This window comes from Telmatocola sphagniphila, from assembly GCF_018398935.1.
Classification (GTDB): Bacteria; Planctomycetota; Planctomycetia; order Gemmatales; family Gemmataceae; genus Telmatocola; species Telmatocola sphagniphila.
This window is the reverse complement of record NZ_CP074694.1, coordinates 4,078,446-4,100,972: the sequence shown is the minus strand read 5'-3', so window position 1 is coordinate 4,100,972 and position 22,527 is coordinate 4,078,446. Positions and strand designations below refer to the sequence as shown.

General features: G+C 53.4%; 16 protein-coding genes. 6 read left to right on the top strand and 10 right to left on the bottom strand.

Annotated elements, in window-relative coordinates; all coding sequences use genetic code 11:
• Positions 1 to 70 precede the first annotated feature (70 nt).
• Positions 71 to 1,093 (bottom strand): DUF1559 domain-containing protein, encoded by a 1,023-nt coding sequence (locus KIH39_RS16380; RefSeq protein WP_213494296.1) that lies wholly within the window; start codon positions 1,091 to 1,093, stop codon positions 71 to 73.
• Positions 1,094 to 1,535: 442 nt separating this feature from the next.
• On the opposite strand from KIH39_RS16380, the gene KIH39_RS16375 reads away from it, so the two are divergent.
• The 4 genes from KIH39_RS16375 (at position 1,536) to KIH39_RS16360 (ending at position 8,439) form a co-directional block, all read left to right on the top strand.
• On the top strand, positions 1,536 to 2,543 hold the full coding sequence (locus KIH39_RS16375) for a DUF3500 domain-containing protein (protein WP_213494295.1): 1,008 nt from the start codon (positions 1,536 to 1,538) through the stop codon (positions 2,541 to 2,543).
• A gap of 9 nt (positions 2,544 to 2,552) precedes the next feature.
• Positions 2,553 to 2,867, top strand: coding sequence for a DUF721 domain-containing protein (locus KIH39_RS16370; RefSeq protein WP_213494294.1), 315 nt, complete (start codon positions 2,553 to 2,555; stop codon positions 2,865 to 2,867).
• Positions 2,868 to 2,897: 30 nt separating this feature from the next.
• Positions 2,898 to 3,461, top strand: coding sequence for an isochorismatase family protein (locus tag KIH39_RS16365; protein WP_213494293.1), 564 nt, complete (start codon positions 2,898 to 2,900; stop codon positions 3,459 to 3,461).
• Between the two features lie 208 nt (positions 3,462 to 3,669).
• Complete coding sequence (locus tag KIH39_RS16360) at positions 3,670 to 8,439, top strand: glutamate synthase-related protein (RefSeq protein WP_213494292.1); 4,770 nt, start codon at positions 3,670 to 3,672, stop codon at positions 8,437 to 8,439.
• 372 nt (positions 8,440 to 8,811) lie between these two features.
• Here KIH39_RS16360 and KIH39_RS16355 read toward each other — a convergent pair whose 3' ends face one another.
• From KIH39_RS16355 to KIH39_RS16340, 4 genes are all read right to left on the bottom strand, one after another.
• Positions 8,812 to 9,936, bottom strand: a complete 1,125-nt coding sequence (locus KIH39_RS16355; RefSeq protein ID WP_213494291.1) for a S1C family serine protease — start codon at positions 9,934 to 9,936, stop codon at positions 8,812 to 8,814.
• A gap of 318 nt (positions 9,937 to 10,254) precedes the next feature.
• Positions 10,255 to 10,710: a TraR/DksA family transcriptional regulator gene (locus KIH39_RS16350; protein WP_213494290.1), complete on the bottom strand. Its 456-nt coding sequence runs from the start codon at positions 10,708 to 10,710 to the stop codon at positions 10,255 to 10,257.
• Between the two features lie 368 nt (positions 10,711 to 11,078).
• Positions 11,079 to 11,552 (bottom strand): peptide-methionine (R)-S-oxide reductase MsrB, encoded by a 474-nt coding sequence (gene msrB / locus KIH39_RS16345; protein ID WP_213494289.1) that lies wholly within the window; start codon positions 11,550 to 11,552, stop codon positions 11,079 to 11,081.
• A 67-nt stretch (positions 11,553 to 11,619) separates the two neighbouring features.
• Entirely contained in the window at positions 11,620 to 12,909 is a 1,290-nt protein-coding gene (locus tag KIH39_RS16340) for a beta-ketoacyl-[acyl-carrier-protein] synthase family protein (RefSeq protein WP_213494288.1), read from the bottom strand.
• A 372-nt stretch (positions 12,910 to 13,281) separates the two neighbouring features.
• Here KIH39_RS16340 and KIH39_RS16335 point away from each other — a divergent pair, with 372 nt between their 5' ends.
• Together KIH39_RS16335 and KIH39_RS16330 are read left to right on the top strand one after the other, a co-directional pair.
• Positions 13,282 to 16,542: an efflux RND transporter permease subunit gene (locus KIH39_RS16335; RefSeq protein WP_213494287.1), complete on the top strand. Its 3,261-nt coding sequence runs from the start codon at positions 13,282 to 13,284 to the stop codon at positions 16,540 to 16,542.
• 50 nt (positions 16,543 to 16,592) lie between these two features.
• Entirely contained in the window at positions 16,593 to 16,892 is a 300-nt protein-coding gene (locus KIH39_RS16330) for a hypothetical protein (RefSeq protein ID WP_213494286.1), read from the top strand.
• Here KIH39_RS16330 and KIH39_RS16325 read toward each other — a convergent pair.
• Genes KIH39_RS16325 through KIH39_RS16305 form a run of 5 tightly spaced genes read right to left on the bottom strand, consistent with a single transcriptional unit; the run spans position 16,889 to position 22,390 of the window.
• Positions 16,889 to 18,004, bottom strand: coding sequence for a glycosyltransferase family 2 protein (locus tag KIH39_RS16325; RefSeq protein WP_213494285.1), 1,116 nt, complete (start codon positions 18,002 to 18,004; stop codon positions 16,889 to 16,891). The two genes, KIH39_RS16330 and KIH39_RS16325, sit on opposite strands and share 4 nt — an antisense overlap.
• The gene (locus tag KIH39_RS16320) at positions 17,997 to 18,728 is read right to left on the bottom strand and encodes a sugar transferase (protein WP_213494284.1); all 732 of its coding nucleotides are present in this window, start codon (positions 18,726 to 18,728) and stop codon (positions 17,997 to 17,999) included. The genes KIH39_RS16325 and KIH39_RS16320 overlap by 8 nt, the downstream gene beginning before the upstream one ends.
• Before the next feature lie 11 nt (positions 18,729 to 18,739).
• Positions 18,740 to 19,354, bottom strand: a complete 615-nt coding sequence (locus KIH39_RS16315; RefSeq protein ID WP_213494283.1) for an exosortase-associated EpsI family protein — start codon at positions 19,352 to 19,354, stop codon at positions 18,740 to 18,742.
• Positions 19,355 to 19,358: 4 nt separating this feature from the next.
• A complete protein-coding gene (locus KIH39_RS16310; RefSeq protein ID WP_213494282.1) occupies positions 19,359 to 21,464 on the bottom strand; it encodes a tyrosine-protein kinase domain-containing protein in 2,106 nt (701 codons plus the stop codon).
• Positions 21,465 to 21,484: 20 nt separating this feature from the next.
• On the bottom strand, positions 21,485 to 22,390 hold the full coding sequence (locus KIH39_RS16305; RefSeq protein ID WP_213494281.1) for an exosortase/archaeosortase family protein: 906 nt from the start codon (positions 22,388 to 22,390) through the stop codon (positions 21,485 to 21,487).
• Positions 22,391 to 22,527: the final 137 nt, after the last annotated feature.

Sequence of the window (22,527 nt, the reverse complement as noted above, 5' to 3'; positions counted from 1 at the left end):
GGATATCTCGATTAACTCGGAAACGAGTGCGACCGAGAATCGGCCGCACTCACTTGGATACGATATCGAATTAATAATCTCCCAGAACTTCGCCCCTGGCCCGGGTGCTGAGGGAGCGCCAGGTTTGCAGCGCAATAGAGTTGGTAAGGAAGCGGACTGAGCCATCCATTAGCACGGCATTTACACCCGAAGTGTGGTAACTTCGAGACGTCACCGCCGCATAAGTGTCGCCCAAATTGGCTTCCGTGGCGGCAATGTAATCCACGTCATAAATTTGGCCGTTCGCACTGTAATTGACCTTGGTGTTCGGCGTAAAGATACTCGTGAATCCTGTTTCGTGTACCTTGCCATCCACCCACTCGACGTGGGTGTTTTTGCTCGCATCGAAGGCCGCGAGAGAAAGGGCGGTAATATCGACCGGACTGTTCGGCAGCGGGGGCGGTGAACTATAGGTTGTGGAATTGGAAGCGCCGTTCACCCGATTCGTGTACCCTTTCACCTCGGCCAGGGCGAGAGTGTTACTCATGCCATCAATGAAATCTGAAGGACGGTAGCAGAAATTCGGAGAAAAAGCGCCATCGGTACCTTGCATCGACTTGGACTTATTCGTTAGCACGCCCCAAGTGCCTAAATTCACCGCATAATTCAGCGTCCAGTTTTTATTACCATAGGTGGCATCCGTGCCACTGCCTTTGTCGTTGATCTCACTCGGGCAAAGGAAAGTCGAGATGCGTTTGGAAGTGACGAACGGCTGTGTGCTGTAGTTTGTGTTGAAGTCGATTGCCTTGGAAAGATTTTCCTGTTCGATAAATGGCAGAATACGCGACAAAGCCGACCACGGGGAGGTTTGGGTAACCGTCGAACCGTTGTAAGTAAATCGACCGTTGGGCGGCAGACCGTTATTCACGTCCATGTAGCCATGCATCGCCAGCCCAATCTGCTTCAAATTATTTTGACACTTCAGTCGGCTGGCCGCATCGCGGACTTTCTGCACTGCTGGCAGCAACAGGCCGATCAGTAACGCGATGATGGCGATGACCACCAGAAGCTCAATGAGGGTAAAAGCATTTTTTCGTCGAAAACTAAATCGCATAAATCTACCTCGAATACGCCCTTTGTTAATGAGATTGAATCTCAATAGCAACATATATCGAAATAGAAGTAAATCAATACTGTTTAGTAGTCTGGATTGGGATAAATTGCTATAAAGTCTGAATTTAAATGGACTTGCAGAATGAAAAAATCTTAAATATCCAGACAATTCGGAATATGTTCCAGGGATAAATTTTTGCGGAAAAGCCCAAGTTCGAAACTCTCCGTACCTCCGACTTCTCCCTTAAATCGGAGAACCCTTGGGAGTGGAACGTTAATCTGAAACAGCCTATTTCCGGCGGAAGCGGGTGTCCGCAATTGCTCTTAGGGCTTTCGCTCAAACTTGCGCATAATTGCCGAGCCCGATCCTTTCGCTTGCTTAATTGCAGAAAATCGAAGTAGAATCAGATCGGTCTCTCAAACTCTCCTTAGGAGTCACCGCCATGCAAGAAAAATTGAATTGCCCCGAATGCGTCGATCTGGATCGCAGAGATTTTGTCCGTCTGATGGGTACGGGAGCCGCCGTGCTTTCGGGAGCGGGTCTGAGTTTGGCTTCGGAACCGGAAAAATTACCGATGCCGCAAGTCATCCATCCGGCCGAGGAACTGGTCAAGGAACTCTTCGCCGGGCTCTCCGAGGATCAGAAAAAGAATATTCAATTGCCCTGGAATCACGAAGCTCGCGGCCGCATGTACAACAAAGCACTTGGCAAGCCGATCAAGGACGTCTACACGAAACCTCAGCAGGAGTTGGTGGTTCGCGTTCTGAAGGCCATGTCCAGCGGCGAGGAAGGCTATCGTCAGTTCAGCCGGGATGGCACTTGGGATGCTTCCAAATCTTTCGAGAATTGCGGAGCCAATATTTTCGGCGACCCCACCAAGGATAAATACGCTTTCGTCTTCTCGGGCCACCATATTACGTTGCGATGCGATGGCGATTCGGAAGAAGAAACCGCCTTCGGCGGGCCAATTTACTACGGCCATACGCCGATGGGCTACGATTCTAAGAACATCTTCAACTACCAGACGCGTGAAGTTGCCAGGTTGTTCGAGGCACTCGATGCCAAGCAGCGCTCCAAAGCTCTCATTACTATGGGGACGCCCGGCGAGCACGAGGAATCGGTCAGTTTCAAGGAAGCCCGCAAGCATACCCCCGCTGGTCTGGCCACCGCTGAGATGACGGCGGACGAGATTAAACTGGTGGATAGCGTGATGAGGACCATACTTTCCCCTTACCGGAAAGAGGATGTCGATGAAGTGATGGCCATCATCAAACGCACCGGAGGCATGGAAAAAATCCGCTTTGCTTTCTACACCGATGAAAGTGAAGGTGCCAAGACGAATGAAAAGCAGCCGTGGAGCTTCTGGCGCCTGGAAGGCCCTGGCTTCATATGGAACTACCGCGTGTTACCTCATGTGCATGCCTACGTAAACGTCAGCAGCAAGGCGTAATCGAATCCTATGAAAAAACCGGAACCGAGCGGCCCGGAACCGCTCGGCGATATTCTTGCCCGCCTTTTTGCCGCCCGGGGCTTTGGCCGCAAGCAGGACCGCCTGCGGCTGGAGCGCGCCTTCGAAGCTTCTATAGACGAAGAGTACAAAGCCCACGCCCGGCCTTTGAATATTCGCCGCGGCGTGCTGGAAATCGAGGTACGCTCGGCTGTCTTGATGCAGGAACTCGCTCAATTCCACAAACGAAAGCTGCTCGAATCGCTGAGAAAAAATCTTCAGGGCATTACCCTCAACGATCTCCGCTTTAAAGCGGGCGTTTGGTGAAACCGGCCAAATCTTTTTGGACTCTGCTAAATGAAAAAGAACCCTCGAATCACTTCGAAGGACTCCGTTCTGCTAGTGATCGATGTGCAGGATAAGCTTCTGGCCGCGATGCCGAAAGCCAGTGATTTACTGCGGGATGTCGGCTTTCTTCTGGATGTAGCCCGCCTTCTGGAAGTGCCCATCCTGGCCACCGAGCAATATCCTCAGGGCCTCGGAGCTACCCATCCGACTCTTGCGGTTAGGATTGCGAGTCCGATAAGTGCCAAGACGCAGTTCAGTTGTTGTGGACCCGGCGAGTTTCTGCCGACTTTGAATCACTTTGGGCGACCTAAAGTGATAGTCACCGGAATGGAAAGCCACGTTTGTGTGCTTCAAACCGTTCTGGATCTGATCGATCGGGACTATTTGGTATTCATCCCCGTGGATGGGGTGCAATCCCGTTTTTCGCTGGATCACGAAGTGGCTTTGCGCAGGCTGGAAAGTGCCGGTGCGATACTCACCAGTGTGGAAACCACGGCGTTTGAATGGCTGGAGGATGCCAAGCATCCGCAATTCAAAGCGGTCAGCAAACTGGTCCGGGAGAGGATGAAGTAAATTAACTCTCGTTTCGCACTTAGCGTCCTGTTAATGCCCTGGAGCCATTTCGGTTTAACCCTCACCTATTTTTTGGAATCGATTTCTTGTCCAGTGAACCCCCAAAATCCTAGACGCTCTTTCACATTGTTTGGCTAGTTAGTAAAATTACCAATCTTTCCTTGTTCCGTTGTTTCGAGCTTCCATGAAAGGGAGAAGGACTACTGCGATGAATGAAGCCGGCCTGGCCTTAGTGCGGTCACGAGAATTGCTGTATCAGGACGACGTGGGTAAAGACGCCTGCGGTATCGGCGGGGTAGCTGCTAAAGACGGCAAACCCACGTCGGAAGTCTTGAAACGCACGCTCACTGCATTGAAAGCCGTCGAACATCGTGGTGGTATCTGCGGTGAAGCTGGCGATGGCGCCGGAGTCTCCCTGCAAATTCCTCAGAACTTTTTCAAGGAAGAAGCTCGTCGGCATAAACTCGACCAAGCCCGCTTTCTGAAGGAAGAAGACAAACTCGCTATCGGCGTGTTCTTCTTTCTCGATCGCGAACCGCAGCGAGTCGAAGCCGCCAAGAAAATCATTCGCGACGTGCTGGGAAGCGGTCCCTACTACCTGTTCGGCTGGCGGCCGGTTCCGGTTCACATGGATGCCATCCCGAAGACAGCTCGGGAATCCTGCCCTTCCAGTATCGAACAATTGCTGATTCGCGTCGAAGGAGATGCTTTCGCCGCCGAGAAGTGGCTTTATCGCCGTCGACTGGAATTGCGTCAGCGCTTTGAGGAAGAAAAGCTTCAGGTATATGTTTGCTCGCTATCCACTCGAGTGATCAGCTACAAAGGATTGTTAACGTCCGATCAAGCGATAGCGTTCTATCCCGATCTTTCACGGGACGACATGGAAACCGGCATCGCCTATTTCCATCGCCGCTATTCCACCAATACCTATCCGAACTGGATGCTGGGCCAGCCGTTCCGGATTCTCTGTCATAATGGCGAAATCAACACGATTCGCACCAATCGCAATGCCGTGCATGCTTATGCACGCGGCCTCAGCCCTGCACTACCCGGTAACGATTTACTCACTCCCCGGATGTCGGACTCCGGCTCGCTCGACGAGTGGGTTGAACACCTGATGCTGGAACGCGATTGGTCTTTGCTCCGGGCGATGCGCTTGAGTTTGCCGCCGGTTTGGGATTCCGAAGCCGATTACTGGGGTCCGGAAGCGGTCGATACATTCACCTATTGCCGTCGAGCCTACGGTTCGCTCTCGGCCTGGGATGGACCGGCGGGATTAGTCGCTTCCGATGGTCGTTATCTGGTCGCTCTGGTCGATCGAATGGGCTTGAGGCCGGTGCGTTGGCTGTCGGATAAGCGCGGCTGGTTGTACATCGCTTCGGAATCGGGAGTCTTTGGTCTCGACAATGCCACGATTGTCGCCAGCGGCCAGTTGCAACCGGGACAGATGATCGCCATCGATACGCAGACCGGCGAACGGCTCGACCACTTCCAGACTCTGGATCGTGTCGTCACCGAAATGTCGAGCGGTGAACTGGAAGCCCGCAGGAAGATGACCGGGATCAGTTACCCCAATCTTCACGAATTGAACAAAGCCGAAATTATTATTCCCGAAGGCTTCGATTTCACGGCCCAAACCTCGGATACCGTGGAAGCGCAGTTGAACCATCGCAACTGGACGCTCGATCACCTTTTGCAAGCCTGCGGTTGGGATTTCCAGAGGGCGGTTTTCGTTAAGGAAATGGCCAAGCTCCGCAAGGAGCCTCTCAGTTCGATGGGGCACGATCGCGTGCTGACCATCTTCTCGAACTACCATCAGACGCTCTTCAAGTACCTCCAGCAGACCTTTGCGGAAGTGACCAATCCTCCGATCGATCCTTATCGAGAAGGGGGGGCCATGAGCCTGATGACCTACCTCGGTAAGCCTGCTGGTTTTGCAGATGGCCAGCAAAAGACGAGTGATGGAAGAGATGCTTTGCCGATCAAGCAGATGGAGCTCTCTTCGCCCGTGGTTTCCGATGCGATCATCGAAGAAATTCGCCGAAATGAAGTGCTGGCCTACACCACTCTGGATGCCACCTTCAACCTGTCCGGCGGCAAAGCGGCTTTACGCACAGCGTTAACCTCGCTTCAATCCGCCGCGGAAAAGGCCGTGCACGAAGGATACCGGGTGCTCTGCGTGTCCGACAAGGAATCGAGCAAGATGGGGATCGTACCGATCCCATCGCTCTTGGCGTTAGGGGCCGTTCACACCTATTTGTGCAAGCAAGGTTTGCGCGATCGCTGCTCTCTGGTTGTCCAGGCTGCCGATGTTCAGGAAGGCCACGATATTTGCTGCCTGATCGCTTTTGGCGCGGACGCCGTGCATCCCTATCTGATGCTGCGAATCATTCAGAATGGTCTAACTTTCAAGGAAGCCGATACCAAGCAGGAATCGACCCTCTCGGCCCGCGAGTGCCTCGAGAATATCTTCGCCGCGCTCGAAGATTCCATCAAGAAGATCATCGCCAAGATGGGGATTACTACCATCGAAGGTTATCGGGGCGCCCAGCTGTTCGAGGCGGTCGGGTTTGGCTCGGAACTTATGGAATTTCTCGGCGAATTCCCGAGTCGAATCGGCGGCATCCAGTTGGAACATCTGGTGGAAGATGCTGCCTGGAGAGTTGAGCAGGCCGAGAAAATGTCGGTTCTGGGCAAGCACCTAGACTACACAGCCTTCAATGCCAAGGTACGCATGGCACTTCGGGATGCCGTGAAGGAAGCCTATCCCGAACCGGAAATGGGCGGCGGCGAAAGCGTTTACACTGCCGTTCCGACCGATAATGATCCGGAAGCCCCCAAACGGGTCGCCGATAAATACGTCAAATTCACGGAGTTGGTCCAGAATCGGACTCCTACGGTTCTCCGCGATCTGTTCCTCATCAAGCTATCCGGACAGCCGGTAAAGCTGGAAGAGGTCGAACCGGCGATCCACATCATTCGTCGTAAGTTCCGTGGAGCTGCGATGAGCCACGGAGCATTGACCGGCGCCAGCCATCAGACTCTGGCCGCGGCGTTCAACGAACTGGATGGCCTCAGCAATTCCGGTGAAGGGGGCGAAGCCCGCTTCCGCAACGACATGCCCGAACGAGCCTGGGGCGAATTTTGGGATACTATCCGTCAGCAACGTATTCAAAATCCTTCGATATATACCTTGGCGGGAGAGCTTCGCAAGAGCCGTTTCCGCAGCAGAATCCGTCAAGTGGCTTCCGGCCGGTTTGGAGTGGATGCGGAATACCTCATCAATGCCGACGAACTTCAGATCAAGATGGCTCAGGGGGCCAAGCCGGGTGAAGGCGGCCAGCTGATGGGCAAAAAGGTTACCAAGGAAATTGCCGAAATTCGCTATGGCAAGCCGGGTAACGACCTGATCAGTCCCCCACCGCACCACGATATTTATTCCATCGAAGATCTGGCGCAACTGATTTACGATCTTAAAGCCATTAAACCCGGCATGCCGGTCAGTGTGAAGCTTGTGGCTGTCGAAAATATTGGTACGATTGCGGTGGGAGTTGCCAAGGCTGGGGCCGACATCATCGAGATCGATGGTATCGATGGCGGCACCGGCGCTGCTATGATCTCATCGAAAGAGCACGCTGGGCTACCCAGCGAAATGGGACTGGCGGAAGCGCATCAGGCTCTGGTGGTCAATGGCCTGAGAAAAGCTGTCACGCTTCGGGTCGGTGGCGGTATCAAAAATGGCTACGACGTCGTTAAGTACGCCTTGTTTGGCGCCGACGAATTCAGTTTCGGACAGGCCTTGATGGTCAGCGTGGGATGTATTGTCTGCAAGAGCTGCCACATTCCCAATTGCCCGACCGGAATCACGGGTTCGATGGAGAAATATCACGGCCATCCGGAACACACCAAGGCTTATCTGTACAGTGTGGCCGAAGAAGTCCGAAAGCTCCTAGCCAATATGGGCTTCACGAAGCTCGAGCAAATTGTCGGTCGAGGGGATCTGCTGCTTAAGAATCCTTCCATGAAGGGTCGTGCAACGCTAGTGGATGTCAGCCGGTTTGTCCGCACGGACATGGCTCTGACGAATCTCCTGGAAAAATATCCTCAGGATCTTCAGCCGGGCGGGGTATGCAGCACGGGGGTGGGTTTCGGCCCCGAACGATCGCTTAATGAGAAAATCGTCGCGGCCGCTCAAGATGCTGTGGATGCCTGCATGTCGTCCGAGCTGATGTTCCGGATTCGCAACTCCGACCGGAGTGTAGGGGCTACCCTGGCAGGCCGGATCGCGATGCTCTATGGTCGGGAAGGTATGCCGAACAATCGACGCATCGCTGTGAACTTCGAAGGGGAGGCCGGCCAAAGTTTCGGGGCTTGGAACCTGAATTCGATGGAATTGAAGCTGAACGGTTTTGCTCAAGACGGCGTGGCGAAGGGTATCTCGGGTGGTACCGTAACGGTCACGCTCGATTATGAGCGAACCGATTACGGAAATCAGATTCAGAGCGTGGCGGGGAACAACGTCGGCTATGGGGGCACGGGAGGCCGGATTTATATCGGCGGCCGGGCCGGTCACCGTCTGGGCATCCGCAATAGCGGCGCTGTCATCGTCGCCGAGGCTGCCGGGAAGTATGCCTGCGAATATATGACGCGCGGAAAGGTACTCATCCTCGGGGCCATCGAGAATGAAGTCGGGTCGGGCATGACCGGCGGAGAACTCTTCATTTTCGATCCTAAGAATGAACTGCCGGGCAAGCTGCATTCCAAGAGCGTCGCTCTAGTGGATTGCAATTACGTCGATTACGAATGGATTCATCCGCTGATGGATCACTACTACTCGCTCACCAGGTCGAGATCGGCGGAAAAGATACTGAAGGATTGGACCGAGATTCGTCGCGGTAAGAAACTGAAGAAAGTCGTTCCATTAGCTGTAGCCCGAAAAATGGAGGACTACGCCGCTACCGGAACCAATGCGGGCTGATGACGGTTAACGCAACCGCACATTTTAAAATCCAGCTCTAGTCAGCGAAAATTCTGACGAGAGCTTTTTTTTGACTTGGCGCTTGCAATGAAGCGCTAGTTCAAGTAAAAAATCGTTCAAACCATGTAAGCTGCGAGTAGGCTCGCCCGCATGGGAAGCTTCGCTAAAAACTCTCATCTCTCGTTGGAAAGGACGTTATGGGCTTTCTCTACAGCGTACCCGGCATGCTCGTTATGGCGGCATTGCTAGTTGGTTTGATCGTGTACTATCTGCAATTGAAGAAACGTCAGAACGACGACTAAAAATGTGGAGAGGCAGCGGCAATTACGCAATCATCTTACAGCATTCATTGCCGCTGTTTTCTCGGCTCGATCAATTCATGGGCGAGGCTTTAAGACGAGCCTGAGCTCGCTCCCAATCGCCTACGATGGCCTCGATCACGATACTTTTTTTGTCCCGCCACAGCTGGAGCTTCACCTTTTGTCCTGCGGGTAAAGCACTTATCAGATTGATGAGATGATTATCGCTTTTGATGATCACATCATCAACTTTCAGGATCACATCGTTCGCTCGCAAGCCTGCGCTGGCGGCCGGTGTTTCCGGATAGACTGCTTCGACGAGAGCCCCTTCGGATTTCGACATTCCCAGTCTCAAGGCGTCATTCGGGTCAATACTGCCTGAAAGTTGCACGCCAAGATATCCACGCGTGACCGAACCCCGCTCGACTAATTGTTTGGCGATCCGCTTGACCAGATTGGAAGGAATGCTGAAGGCCACGCCGCTGTTGCTGCCGGAGTGGGAGGCGATCGCCGTGTTGATCCCGACAATTTCACCATCGAGATTGAGCAGTGGACCGCCGCTGGATCCCGGATTGATGGCGGCGTCAGTCTGGAGGAATTCCTTGATTCGAATCGTGGTACCGAGGCTCACCTGGCCGCGTTCCTTGGCACTGATGATGCCGTGTGTAACGGTCTGGTTCAAGCCGAACGGAGAACCGAAGGCCAGAACAAACTGGCCCACTCGAATCCGGTCGCTGTCTGCGAAATTGGCCGTGGGTAAATTGTCGATATCGAGTAATAAGCAGGCGATATCCGACTCCGGATCGGCCCAGACTTTAATCGGTTTGAGCAGTCGATTGTCTGCCAGATTGACGGTAATCTGTTCCGCTTTGGCACCGGAGATCACGTGGTTGTTGGTAATAACCAGCGTGCCTTTCATCCCTTCGAATCGAATCAGTACACCCGAACCCGATTCTTCCACCGGTTTGCTTTTCGCATTCGGGGAATTGGCGGCGGGGGACTTAACCGCTTCGATAGCGACCACAGTGGGGGAAACCCGCCGGGCAACTTGTTCGAAGGATTCCGAAAGCAATTGAATGTCTTGAGGACGGCGGGGATCGGCGTGAACGGTGTTAATCTGGCTGAGAATTACCGTACCGGCCGTGCCACCGACGAAGGCGCAAGCGCCTAGGAAAAAAGAAAAACCAACACGTCTCATGGATGTTTTACTGCTCCCTACTGGGTCGGCCTGCTTTGGCATCTTCGCAAGCGGACGCGTATTGAAACTGGTGCATCCATGAACCGTTCTTCTGTAACTCTAAACGGTGGACTGAAGCGAGGAATGAGAAATTCCCTGCCAGGATTCGCAAAATTGTATACAGGAGGCGTTACAAAAAGCAAATCAGCGACATCCTGCCAATCGTTTAGTCGAACGTTGGAGGTTCAGTGGGTTGGAAATGTGTGGAGAGTGGGAGAACACGAAAAAGACCCACCGAGAAAACTCGATGGGTCCAGGCTTTAATTTCAGGAATTGTACTTAACGAGCCATATCCAATTCCAGATCGGAAAGGTTTACCTTCCGGTCGGAACTATAAGGATCGTGATCGTTGACGCGTTCCCAATCGAGATTGGTACGGTCTTCAATCATGCTCGGATCGTCTTCCAGATCTCTCTGGCAGCCGATACAGACTGTACTGTAAGGTAAGGCATCGAGCCGGGCTACCGGAATCCGCTTGTTGCAGATTTCGCATAAACCGTATGTGCCATTTTTCAGGCGTTTCAGCGCCCGATCAATTTGAACTAATTCCCGGCTTTCAATTTCCGCCAACTGCGAAGAAATTTCTTCACCGCTGGTGTCGAAAGCAATATCTGCTGTATCCCCCGTGGATTGTTTCGCAAGATCTTCGAGTTCCATCCCCATACGCCGCTGGAGTTCCACACGACGCTGAGTCAAAGTCTTGTGCAATCGGAGGAGTGCATCGCGTCTGGCCATGGTACTTTCCTCCCTTTCTTTCAACTTGTACCCACACTGGTGAGTGACGACTGCAATCAAGCAAATCTGATGCCATTAACTAAATTGCCCGATTGATTTCTTCTACTCAAACCCTCGTGAGAGCCGTTCTGTTTGTAAATCTTTCAAAACAATCCAATATACCCCATCTTATTTGGAAATATGGGGATTCTGCGGTGTTTTTGAGCAGCCTGTTCAACTCGGAAAGGATAATCCGAACAACCCGCAACCCTCCTTCAGAGAGGAGGATCATTACTGAAATTGGATCGTTCAAGCGATTGTTAAAACATGTGCAGAAATGCAGTCCTGCGCGTTCCAAAATTGTACAAATCGGGTCTGAATTTCTGTAGCTAAATCTCGGCCAATTTCGCCACTTCAGATTCATCTGTGAACACCAGAGATTCCGAGTTTACGCAGTAACGCAATCCCGTTGGGGCCGGACCATCCTCGAAGACGTGTCCTAAATGGCAGTCGCAGCGGGAACAGAGAATCTCGTCGCGGATCATGCCGTGCGATCGATCGCTCGCCGTTACGACATTTTCGGGTGCTACAGCTATGAAAAAGCTAGGCCAACCAGTTCCGGAGTTGAATTTGGCCGTGGAGGCGAACAGGGGAAGCCCGCAACAGACGCAGGAATAAATTCCCTTCTTTTTGTTATCCAGAAGGGTTCCGCAGAAGGGGCGTTCTGTTCCTTTATTGCGTGCGATAGTGTACTGGGTCGGGCTCAGCTGAGCCTGCCACTCGGCGTCCGCTTTGGTGATCTTGGGAACGCTTAAGGGGCCAACCAACTCACCCCGGGAATTGAAAACTTTAACCTGAACCATCGCAGTTACCTCAGGAGAAGATTACCTCTACCTGAAGTATAGGCGGCTGAGAAAAGGCCGGGCCCAATTACATCGCCCGCATGACCAGGGCCCCGTTTTGTCCCCCGAATCCGAAGCTCGTGGAAATGGCCACGGCGGGAGCCCAATCACGAGCGACGTTAGGAATGTAATCCAGATCGCAAACCGGGTCCGGGTGAGTCAGATTAATCGTCGGCGGCGTCACACTTTCGCTCAATGTGAGAGCCAGAGCGACCGCTTCGATGGCCCCGCTGGCCCCGATGGAGTGCCCAATCATCGACTTGATCGATGAAATCGGCACCATCCGGGCTTTATGCTCGCCAAAGGCATGTTTAACCGCATTGGTCTCCATGCAGTCGTTCAGTCGAGTGCTGGTGCCGTGAGCGTTGATGTAACGAACATCTTCCGTGGAGACCTTCGCCTCATTCAGAGCGTTACGAATGGCTCGAGCGCCCCCTTTGCCCTCGGGATCCGGCTTGGTGATCGAATAAGCATCAAAGCTGCTGCCGAAACCCAGGATCTCGGCGTAAATCTTGGCTCCCCGTTTTCGGGCCCGGTCGAAATCTTCGAGAACCAAAACACCAGACCCTTCGCCCAAGACGAATCCATCCCGCAGGCGATCAAACGGTCGGGAAATCTGTTCTGGCGGCAAGTCGGTTCGGCGGCTTAGAGTTCCAAGAGCGGTGTACGCCATCAGCAGCAGAGGATCCAATCGGCTATCGGCCCCTCCCGCCAGACAGACGTCGGCCTCACCCCGGGAAATCATGCGAAATCCTTCGCCGACCGCCTGGGTCCCCGCCACGCAAGCAGTCGTGATTGTGCTGTTGGGTCCTTGAGCATTAAAGGCCATCGAAATATGGGCAGCTACCATGTTGGGCAAATATTTTAGCAGCCAGAGCGGAAAGATAGGTGACCCCCCGCCCGCATCCAGCTTTGTCAGGTCAAAGTGGCCTTCCTCGTTCATGACTTTGCGAAGAAGAGGCATAATTTCGGACATGTCGATGGGTACCAGGCCGGTGCCCATGACGACGCCGACCATGCCCGGATCTTCCGTGCGCATATCGATGCCGCTGTCTTGCAAAGCCAGACCGGCAGCGCCCAACCCGAACTTGGCTGCCCGACCCATGATCTTCAGCGATTTACGTGAAGATTCTGGAACGAACGGCGTAGCGTCGAATTGCTTAACTTCTCCGGCAACATTGATGGGGAATGTTTTCGAATCAAAGGCTGAAATCGTACTGATCCCGCTACGTCCTGCGACGCAGCTGGACCAGAATTCTTCCCGACCTATGCCGTTGGGGGCCACCACCCCTAATCCTGTGACAACTACACGGCGCATGGCCGAAAAACCTCCGTCCCGCATCGCGGCTGGTCCTGTGCGATTGGTAACGCTGGCTGATTCCTTGCTGAGCGTCTCGATGTCTCTCATCTTTCTACAGATTACCCACTTTATCCGCATTGAGAGATTAAAAACTATCATGATAACATTCAATGAGTATCCCGGTGGGCCAATTTCTCCCTAATTTGAGATTACTCGTCAAACCCGGAAGATTGGGAAACCTGGGAGTTATACCGGAACTTCTGGGAAAGCTGAACGGATTTCGACCAGATCTAAATGTGTCGGCAGTTAGTATAAAGATGTAACCCGGCCGAGTTTCACCGTCCGCGTAGTCAATTCGCGCTGACGAACCTAATTTTTGTTCTTTCAGATATGAACCCAATCCAGTTTGCTCTTCGCCATCCGATCACCGTGCTCGTAGGTGTTTTGGCCATCATTTCGGGTTCTATTTTGGCGGGAAGCCGCGTCAAAGTGGACGTTTTCCCTTCATTGAATTTACCCTCTATCGTCATCGCTCAACCTTACGGCGGCATGAGCCCCCCGCAAATTGAAGCACTGATGACTTACTTCTTTGAATCTCATTTCTTTTATGTAAATGGTATCCATCACGTTGAAGCCAAAAACATTCAATCTTACGCCTTATTAAAAGTCTACTTCCAGCCCGGTACGGATATGCCCCAGGCGATGAGTGAAGTTGTGGCGGCCGTCAACCGAGCGCGGGCTTTCATGCCGCCGGGCTCGGTGCCGCCCTTCGTTGCCCGTGTCGATACCGACACTGCCGTCGTCGGCTATCTGGTCATTTCCAGCGAATCGCGATCGATCACGGAGATTCAGGATTTTGCCACGCAGCGGGTTCGGCCGATGTTCGCCAGTATCGATGGGATCTCGTCGCCACCAGCTTTCGGCGGAAATCAGAAAGCGGTAGTAATCGGACTTGATCCAGAAAAACTCCGGTCGTTGAACCTGACTCCCGAAGATGTCACGAATGCCGTCGCAAGTGGTAATCCCATCGTTCCACCGGGCAATGTGCGCGTGAACGACCTGATGTACCTGGTCAATACCAACGCCGCGGTGGGTAAATCCCCTGCGAAAGAATTGGGCGACATTGCTGTTCGAACGGGCCTCAAACCGGTCTTTCTGCGCGATGTTGCCGATATAAACGATCACACCAGCGATATTGCCACGGGTTACGTTCTCGTCGATGGCCGGCGCTCGAACTATATGCTGGTGACCAAAAGGGCGAATGCTTCCACTCTGGATGTGGTGAATCGCCTGAAGGCCGAGTTGCCGAGGCTGCGGGAAACGGTACCCGAAGATGTGAAGCTCGATTTCATTTTCGACCAGTCGCCGATCGTAACGAATGCCATGTGGGGAGTAGGCATCGAAGGGGCCATTGGAGCCATGCTTACCGGTTTGATGGTGCTGATTTTCCTGAAAGATTGGCGCAGTGTGATTGTCGTGGTGTTGAATATTCCGCTAGCAATTCTTGCCGCCGTGATTGGGCTCTGGCTGTCGGGTAACACAATCAACATCATGTCGCTCGGCGGTCTCGCTCTGGCCGTCGGTATTCTCGTCGATGAAGCGACTGTGGAAGTGGAAAACATTCATACGCAGATGGAGAAAACGGACAGCATTGCCCAGGCGGTACGAAGAGGAAATGCCGAAACGGCGGTTCCTCGTCTGCTGGCGATGCTCTGCATCCTGGCGGTCTTTTTACCTTCTTTCTTCATGGAAGGCTCGGCCAAAGCTCTTTTTATCCCGTTGTCTCTGGCCGTCGGTTTCGCCATGATCGCTTCCTACATGCTCTCTTCCACTTTCGTCCCCGTTGTGTCGGTCTGGTTGCTGAAGAATCATAAACATTTCGAAGCCGATAAGCCGAGCGATTCACGCATTTATCAGTTTCTGTTGAACTCGACCATTCGACTCCGCTTCCTGGTGGTTCCTATTTATCTGGCTGCAGCTGGGCTGGCAATTTTCTTTCTGACCACGCAAGTAGGACTCGATATTTTCCCACGCTCCGACAACGGTCAGTTCCAGCTCCGACTGCGCGCTCCAACGGGTACTCGGATCGAGAGAACCGAAGAAATCATGCAGCAGGCTCTCAAGATCCTAAAAGAAGAGATCGGTGCCAACAATATCGCCAACAGTGTCGGTTACGTTGGGATGATACCCAGCTCCTATCCGGTACAGGCACTTTACCAGTGGACTAGCGGGCCGGAAGAAGCCTTTATGAAGGTGGCCTTGAAGGCGGAGGCGAAAAACGACTTGGCCGCCATGAAAGAAAAACTTCGGTCGGTGCTGCCCCAGAAATTGGGTGTCTGGCTGACGAATCAATGGACCCTGGAAGGATTGAGTAGTCAGGAAATCGAAAATCGTCTGAATAAATTGCAACTCTCTTTTGAGCCGGCCGACATCATCAACGAGGTGATGAGTTTTGGTGCTCCCACGCCGCTGGAGATCGTGATCAGCAGCCCGAAGATCGCGGACAGCATCGAATATGCAGAAAAAGTTCGCCAGCAATTGTCGAAGATTAAAGCCTTACGCGATCTCAAGTCCGTTCAACCGCAGGATTATCCCACCATCGATGTGAAGATCGATCGACAAAAGGCGGCTATGAGCAATTTGACCACCGAGAATATCTCGAATGCACTGATCGCCGCCACGTCCTCCAGCCGATTCATGCGACCGATCTACTGGCCCGATCCCGCAACCGGCCACTCTTATCTGATTCAGATTCAAGTGCCGATTCAGAAGATGAATTCCAGCAAGGAACTGGGAATGACCGTGGTTCGAAGTAACAACCACGGCGGCGACATCAGCATGTCGGACACGATGGACAGGCCTTCGCTGCTGCTTCGGGATGTGGCCACGGTCACGGAAAAGGTGACTGCCGGTGAAATCGATCGCTACAACATGCGGCGGTATATCAGCCTTGTGGCCAACGTAGAGGGAGAAGACCTGGGCCGTCTGAGGAAGGATGTGGAAAGAGCGATCGTGGCGGCGGGTGAAAAGCCGCGCGGCCTGATCGTCGATATCCGTGGGCAACTCGAACCGCTCAGCCAGATTATAAAAGGACTAAGCTTTGGTTTGTTGATGGCAATTTTGATCATCTTTCTTTTGCTCAGTGCCTACTTCCAATCGTTTATACTGGGGTTGATTTCCGTCACTTCCATCCCGGCCGCGTTGACGGGTGTAGGCCTGATTCTCTGGATCAGCGGCAACACTTTAAATCTGCAATCTTTCATGGGTGCAATCATGGTCATGGGGGTTGCGACTGCAAATGCCATCCTACTGGTGACCTTTGCGGAACGGGCACGCCGGGCTAATGGCGGCGATGCACGCGCGGCTGCCCGGGACGGAGCTAAAGCCCGATTCCGGGCTATTTTGATGACCAGTTGTGCCATGTTGGTCGGGATGGTACCGATGGGGTTCGGTTTCACCGAAGGAGGCGAGCAAGCGAAGCCGCTCGGCTTGGCAGTTATCGGCGGCTTGATTTTTTCGACACTTTCCACGCTGCTGTTATTGCCATCGATATTCGCTTTGTTGCGAGGCCGTTCGGGAATCGAGAGTGCGTCGCTGGATCCCTACGATCCGGCCAGCAGTCACTATGATCCTTCGACCGCTCATCCCTAAAATGAAAGTTGTCCAACGGGATTGCATTCCAAAAGGAAGATTTGATGGGGATGTCAAAGTCGGTTTCATTTAGTCAGGGCATACCTTCCTGGTCGGCGATCCAGGCGGCGGCTGCGAAAGCACTTTTGCCGCTAGCCATTAAAATGATCGATAATCTTCCCGCTTTTCCCAATGAAGAGCCGGAGGATGGCTGGAAGGAAATCCGATTCAGCACGACGGCGGGAATGATGACGCTCCGAAAAAACGGTCATAGCCTCGATTGCGTCATTTGGGGTAATGCCGATGCTCAGCTCACCAGCGAATGGCAAAAACTTGTGGAGATTCTCAGCGTTCTTGGGAATCCCAGTTAATCCTCTTCTGAAGGCAGTCGTTTATTTGCGGATGCGGGGTCAATTTCCGAGAGGATATGAGTGCTGGTCTCGAAAGAAACCACGCGAGAATTTTGATACTGTTTCGGCAACCGGAATCTCCACCGTGGCGTGAGCATTTCCGCCCAAAAACCAAATCCGAACCCGCAGTGGATGGCTAGAAACACACAGGGCATCAACAAGCCGGGCAGTGGCTGTCGAGCACTTTTTCGGAGGGCTTCCCAGGCGGTGCAGCCCAGATAGCTTCCCCAAAAAATCAAGGCGAGTAACGTTCCGAGAGAGGAAGCCCAGGCAATAGCCGGTGCCAAGATCAAGGCGATGACGAATAGAGGCGGCGCCAGGGCGGCTACGGTCAGTGATTGGGAATCTTTACGAGCCAGTCGGGCTCGACCGACTCCATACCGAAACATCTGTCGGAATAACGCGGCAATACTGCTGCGGGGCCGATAATCGATTCCAATTTTCGGAGAAAAATAACAGGTCAAGCCCGCCGCATCGAGACGACGATTGAAATCCACATCTTCGCAAACGTCGAATTTTTCATCGAACAAGCCGATCTGATCGAACACTTCGCGGCGATAAGCCACCGCCACATTTTCCGCTTTAAGAAACTTTGCCTTGCGGGAGAACACGGCCGAATCGGGATTGTGTCCCAACCAGCTGGTTCGGGCCTTCTGCACGGCCACTTGGAAATAAGTGGGCTTAGAACAACGCAGCGGTTGAGGCCGGCCAAGAGAGTCTGCGCCGGTCTGTTCGAACACTTCGATCACCCGGCGAAGATAGTCTTTCGACGGGATCTCACAGTGCCCATCGATGACAATCAGGTACTGGCCGTGGGCATTTTGAATTCCCATGTTCCGGCCAACACTCGACCAGCGCTCAGGATTGGAAAAAATACGCAATTGCGGACAAGTTTTGCCGATCTTCCGGGCGATCTCCAGCGTGTTATCGGTCGAATCGCCATCGGCCAGAAGAATTTCGAATTCGCCATCGCCCAAGTCCTGTTGCTGAAGGGATTCCAGCGTTTTGCACAGAAACCGACCTTCATTACGCACGGGAAGTAAAACCGAAATTGTCGGGCGATTGCTAGCCATGCTGCACACGCGGGTAGATCCAATTCTGCCGGAGCCCCATTTCTTTCAAAAAGGTCCAGGTCAGAATCTGCAAATCGAGATCCAAACATCCTTCGCGAATGTACTGAAGATCGAGTTCGGTCTTACGGCGGAAGGCTAAAACGGTGTTATCGGGGGGCAAGGTCACCTGCGCTAAACCTGTGATTCCCGGCCGCACGGCTAGTCGCTGCGTGACTTCCGGTATATCTTTCTGCAGTTCCAGAATGATTTCCGGTCGTTCGGGACGCGGCCCGATGAGTGACATATCTCCGATAATTACATTCCAGAGCTGCGGCAATTCATCCAGGTGCCAGCGACGGAGAAATTGTCCTCCCCAAATGATCCGTCGATCATCGGCCGGGGACCAGATGGGGCCCGTGGCTTTTTCGCAGTCGACCAGCATCGTTCGCAACTTGTAGATCGTGTAAGGTTTGCCTTTCAGGCCAAGCCGGACTTGCGTGTAGATCACCGGTCCCAGAGAAACCAGCTTAATCCAAATACCGCAGAGGAACATCAGGGGGAGAGAGAGAATCAAAAGCGGCACTGCCAGCATCACATCCAGAAATCGTTTGCTCGAATAAAGTTTCAACGCGAACGGAAGATGCACTTCCGGCAGTGGACCTTTCGCGGCCGCTGAAAGTAAAGAACGCCGGCCCAGTACGGACTTACGGCGTTGCTCTATTTCGGGTTCTATAGTCGCTTCCATGCGATTTCTCGTTAACGTCGTATTGCCGCTGAGAGGGCGTTCAGCAGGGGCGATGCACTGTTGAGCGAATCTTCATTTACCGTCCAATCATCCCCCGTTTCCAGGGGATGCACGACATACAACTTCCATAGTCTCAACGTGCGGGCAAACTGCCAGCGGGGAGAATCCGGGGCTTGCCAGCGACTGCCGTCGCTCCAGCTCCAGTAGACGCGAATGCGCTCTTCATTTTTCTGAAAATCGCAGCACCAGAGGGTAGCAGGTCCTTGTTCGGTCGGCACTTCCACTCTTCGTGCCTGCGTCATTGCCTGGAACCCGGAGCCGACGTAACAGACATCGGGGGTGTGCACGGCCACCACGGCAGGACGGCCACTCGTCAGCGATAGAACGATATTACGGTTGGAGGGAACGTGCCGGATGATGCGATGCTCGGCCGAGGATTGAAAAGCCAGCTCCCGACTATCGATTTTCAAAAAATTTCCCGGGGTCCAGTCCCCCATATGCTCAGGCAACTGATTCAGTACAGGTCGGATTTCGGTGAAATCTTCCCAGCGGCCGGAGTAATGGCCGTGGACCAGACTACTGCCGACCAGGACGATTGCCAGGATGAAGAACGCTTGCGGTTTCATAGCTCTAGTTCCAGCACTCGTTTTCATTGCCGCCATTGAGGACCAAGCCAAACAGCGAAGGCGTGAGGCCGACAATTTTATCCTTGGCCCGCTCGATCAATTCCAGCCGGCTGTGATGTTTTTTCACGCTCAACAGAATCGCATCGGCAAATTTGGCGATCGGGTAGGTCTCGGCGACATTCAGTACCGGATGAGTATTCACGACGATCACATCGAATGCCTGGCGAAGTCGCTGGAAGAAGGATTCCAAACGATCGGGCACCAGTTCCCGGCGCACCAGATCGCACCAGGCCCCTGCTGGCAGGAAAGCCAGGCCATCGGGCGCGGTTCGAATATGGGCTCGGACGTCATAGTTATCGATTAAGAGATCGCAGACGCCCCCGTCGTTATCGGTCTTGCAGAAGCGATGAAGCCGGGGTTGGCGGAGGTCGAAATCGACCAGCAGCGTTTTTACGCCTGCGCGTTCGAAGCTAAGAGCCAATTGCCAGCTCAGATAATTCTTGCCGTCTTCCTCGCGAGCACTGCTAACCACGATCAACCGGCTGTTCGGACTCACCTGTTCGACGAGCAATCCGCGAAGTTTATCGAGCGACTCTTCTACACGCGGCCGATTGAGAACTTCAGGAATCACGCCCAGAATCGGAGCCAACCGAGTCAGATCGGCACTCGCAGTCGTTCGTTTGAGAGCCGATTCATAGGCCACGACGCTGAACGAAATCAGACCGAACCCGAAAAGCGCGGCAACGATGCTACCGAGAATCTGTCGACGGTAATCTCGTTTTTGAGGAACGATGGCCGGTTGAAGGGGACGGACCCGAGCCGGAGCATCCAATTCAATTCTCAAAAGATTGGAGCGGTCGATCAGGTTGGTGATGATATTCTGCCGATCCTGAATTTCTAAGACGGTATAGTCGAGTGGTTTCTCGTTACTGGCGAGTTCGGAGTCCAGCATCCCCTGGTATTCGGAAAGCTGCTTTTCCAATTCCCTCTTGTAGTGCCGTTGTTGAGCGAGGAGCTCTTTGGCCTCGTCATACTGACGTTTGAGTTGCTGACTGAGCAGTGGGATGTGGGCCGCGCGATATTCGTTCAGTCTCTTTTCGCGGAGTTCATCCCTCAATTTTGTTTCCTCGATCAACTTCTCCTGCAGTTCTTTGAACTGGGTGGTATCCAAGTTCTGGAAGACCCGCTTGTACTCATCAATGCGAATTTGCACGCTCTGCATACGTTCGTTGCGTTTCTGGATGTCCGTGTCCCGATCCAGGAGTTCCAGAATATTCGGTGGATCAATCCACTCCGAACGAGGCTGGTTGAATCGTTTCTGCAGTCCCGTGATCTTGTCTTCCTGAGCGCGAATCGCGGAGTCAGAATTCGCCAGCATTTCTTTGATGCGTACTACCTGATTAGCCGCGAGTTGCGGTACCACCTGAGAACTCACCTTGAGCGGCGTACCCGGCGGCACCAGTTTCTGACGGGTCTCCACCTCGTCTTTCATGCGGTGAACCGTTTCTTCAAGCCGGTTGAGGCGAAGCTTCTTACGACGCTGTTCGTCCTCGACCACTTCTCGAAAATAGGCGTCCTGCACGGCGTTGACGATCTGGGTGATCGCCTGGGGATCGTCCCCGCTTAACTGAATTCGCAGCAGTTCGCTGCCATCCTGATAATCGAGTTTCAGTTCTTCCATCAGAAAAGCGACCGGATCGGACTGCTCCCGGATCATCGGCAAGGATGCGATCTTGGGATCCAACAGAGCGATGTGCAGAACCCCATAACTGCGGATCATGGCCGCTTGTGTTTTCAGGTAGGTTGAGAAATCGGCTCGATTGTTGATGTCGCCGACGGTTAAGCTGGGAATTTCCGCGGAGATCCGAATCAGCGACGAGGTAGTGAATTTGGAAGGAATCAGGTACCAGGCGGCCGCCGCCAGCACGGCGGCCAGGAATCCTCCCACGAATAAAATCGTAGCCCAGCGATAGAGCAGATACTTAAGAAACGGATTGGTCGCACCGGCGGATTGGGAATCCGGGGGTTTGAGGTAGGTCGTCGAGCGCGCCGGAAGGCGATCGCCGGTACGTCCTTCGTAGAGCCGCATGTTCAAGGAAGATCGATTCATCGGTTCGGAATTCCCATTCCTTAGGCGGCTTTTCGAGCCGGTACTTCTGGCATCTCACGCCGAATCGGAAACGAAATCACCCGTTCCAGTTTCTCTGGCTCGACGAGCAACCATTGCAATACTTTCAATTCAATCCCGAACAGGACCAGAGCGACCGGCATCATCATCCAGCCATTAAAGTCGTGAATGAAACCCAGCATGTTCTGCCGTTCGGGAGCTTCCCGCAGCAGTACGTAGGCCAGGCCGGTTGCCGAGATCCGTAATACGTTGACGATCAGGGCGATCGGAATTGCGCTAAGAATTAAAACGGTCTTGGTTGCCCAGCTCCGATCGATCAGCAGAGTGATTCCCGTCGCGAAGGCCGCGAAAGTCATCAGCATGCGCAGGCCGGAGCAGGCTTCGACAATGCCGAGCTTAATTTCATCGATGAGAATCACATTGCCTTCATTGATCGCCGGCTGCCCGATCGCCTGGAGCAGATAGGTGCTGGCGAGAGTCGCCAGATGCTGTAAATCCTGGCTGAGCCAGCGTTCCATGCTGTACGGCAGCGGCAATGCGAACAAGAGAAATCCGAGAGCCGGTGCAACGGTCTTCAGCATCTCTTTTCCTTGAATCAGACTCACAGCACCGGCCAGAACAAGAATTAGGGCCAAACCATCGAGAGGCAGAAAATCGAAAATCGCCGATGTTGCCCGGCACCCTAACGCAGTGGAGAGAAATAACAGACTTAGAGGCCAGGAGGGTACCGCCGAAATTTGTTTGAGGTCTTCCCGCTTACGATGAATTAGATAAGCGACGAAAAAGGGGACCAGCAGCCCGTGAGAATACTGCGGATCGTGCTGCCACTTCTCCGCGAGATCGCGAAGAGTGGGCCAGAACGCCCAGGCGCCGACCGCCGCTAAAAGGCTGTATCCTATCCCCCGCATGAATTCCGCCCCCGGAAATTCGATCGATAATCAGGTGCGGACAATACCGGCGGACTTTATAAACCGCAAGACGGATTCAGTGAAAGGGGGATAGGTTGGGCAAATCGGACAAGCCAGATTCGAGGGAATAGCGACGA

Excerpts from the sequence above, each read along its gene's own strand:
- KIH39_RS16380 (WP_213494296.1), bottom strand. The coding sequence starts at position 1,093 with ATGCGATTTAGTTTTCGACGAAAAAATGCTTTTACCCTCATTGAGCTT.
- KIH39_RS16375 (WP_213494295.1), top strand. The coding sequence starts at position 1,536 with ATGCAAGAAAAATTGAATTGCCCCGAATGCGTCGATCTGGATCGCAGA.
- KIH39_RS16370 (WP_213494294.1), top strand. The coding sequence starts at position 2,553 with ATGAAAAAACCGGAACCGAGCGGCCCGGAACCGCTCGGCGATATTCTT.
- KIH39_RS16365 (WP_213494293.1), top strand. The coding sequence starts at position 2,898 with ATGAAAAAGAACCCTCGAATCACTTCGAAGGACTCCGTTCTGCTAGTG.
- KIH39_RS16360 (WP_213494292.1), top strand. The coding sequence starts at position 3,670 with ATGAATGAAGCCGGCCTGGCCTTAGTGCGGTCACGAGAATTGCTGTAT.
- KIH39_RS16355 (WP_213494291.1), bottom strand. The coding sequence starts at position 9,936 with ATGAGACGTGTTGGTTTTTCTTTTTTCCTAGGCGCTTGCGCCTTCGTC.
- KIH39_RS16350 (WP_213494290.1), bottom strand. The coding sequence starts at position 10,710 with ATGGCCAGACGCGATGCACTCCTCCGATTGCACAAGACTTTGACTCAG.
- msrB (WP_213494289.1), bottom strand. The coding sequence starts at position 11,552 with ATGGTTCAGGTTAAAGTTTTCAATTCCCGGGGTGAGTTGGTTGGCCCC.
- KIH39_RS16340 (WP_213494288.1), bottom strand. The coding sequence starts at position 12,909 with ATGCGCCGTGTAGTTGTCACAGGATTAGGGGTGGTGGCCCCCAACGGC.
- KIH39_RS16335 (WP_213494287.1), top strand. The coding sequence starts at position 13,282 with ATGAACCCAATCCAGTTTGCTCTTCGCCATCCGATCACCGTGCTCGTA.
- KIH39_RS16330 (WP_213494286.1), top strand. The coding sequence starts at position 16,593 with ATGTCAAAGTCGGTTTCATTTAGTCAGGGCATACCTTCCTGGTCGGCG.
- KIH39_RS16325 (WP_213494285.1), bottom strand. The coding sequence starts at position 18,004 with ATGGCTAGCAATCGCCCGACAATTTCGGTTTTACTTCCCGTGCGTAAT.
- KIH39_RS16320 (WP_213494284.1), bottom strand. The coding sequence starts at position 18,728 with ATGGAAGCGACTATAGAACCCGAAATAGAGCAACGCCGTAAGTCCGTA.
- KIH39_RS16315 (WP_213494283.1), bottom strand. The coding sequence starts at position 19,354 with ATGAAACCGCAAGCGTTCTTCATCCTGGCAATCGTCCTGGTCGGCAGT.
- KIH39_RS16310 (WP_213494282.1), bottom strand. The coding sequence starts at position 21,464 with ATGAATCGATCTTCCTTGAACATGCGGCTCTACGAAGGACGTACCGGC.
- KIH39_RS16305 (WP_213494281.1), bottom strand. The coding sequence starts at position 22,390 with ATGCGGGGGATAGGATACAGCCTTTTAGCGGCGGTCGGCGCCTGGGCG.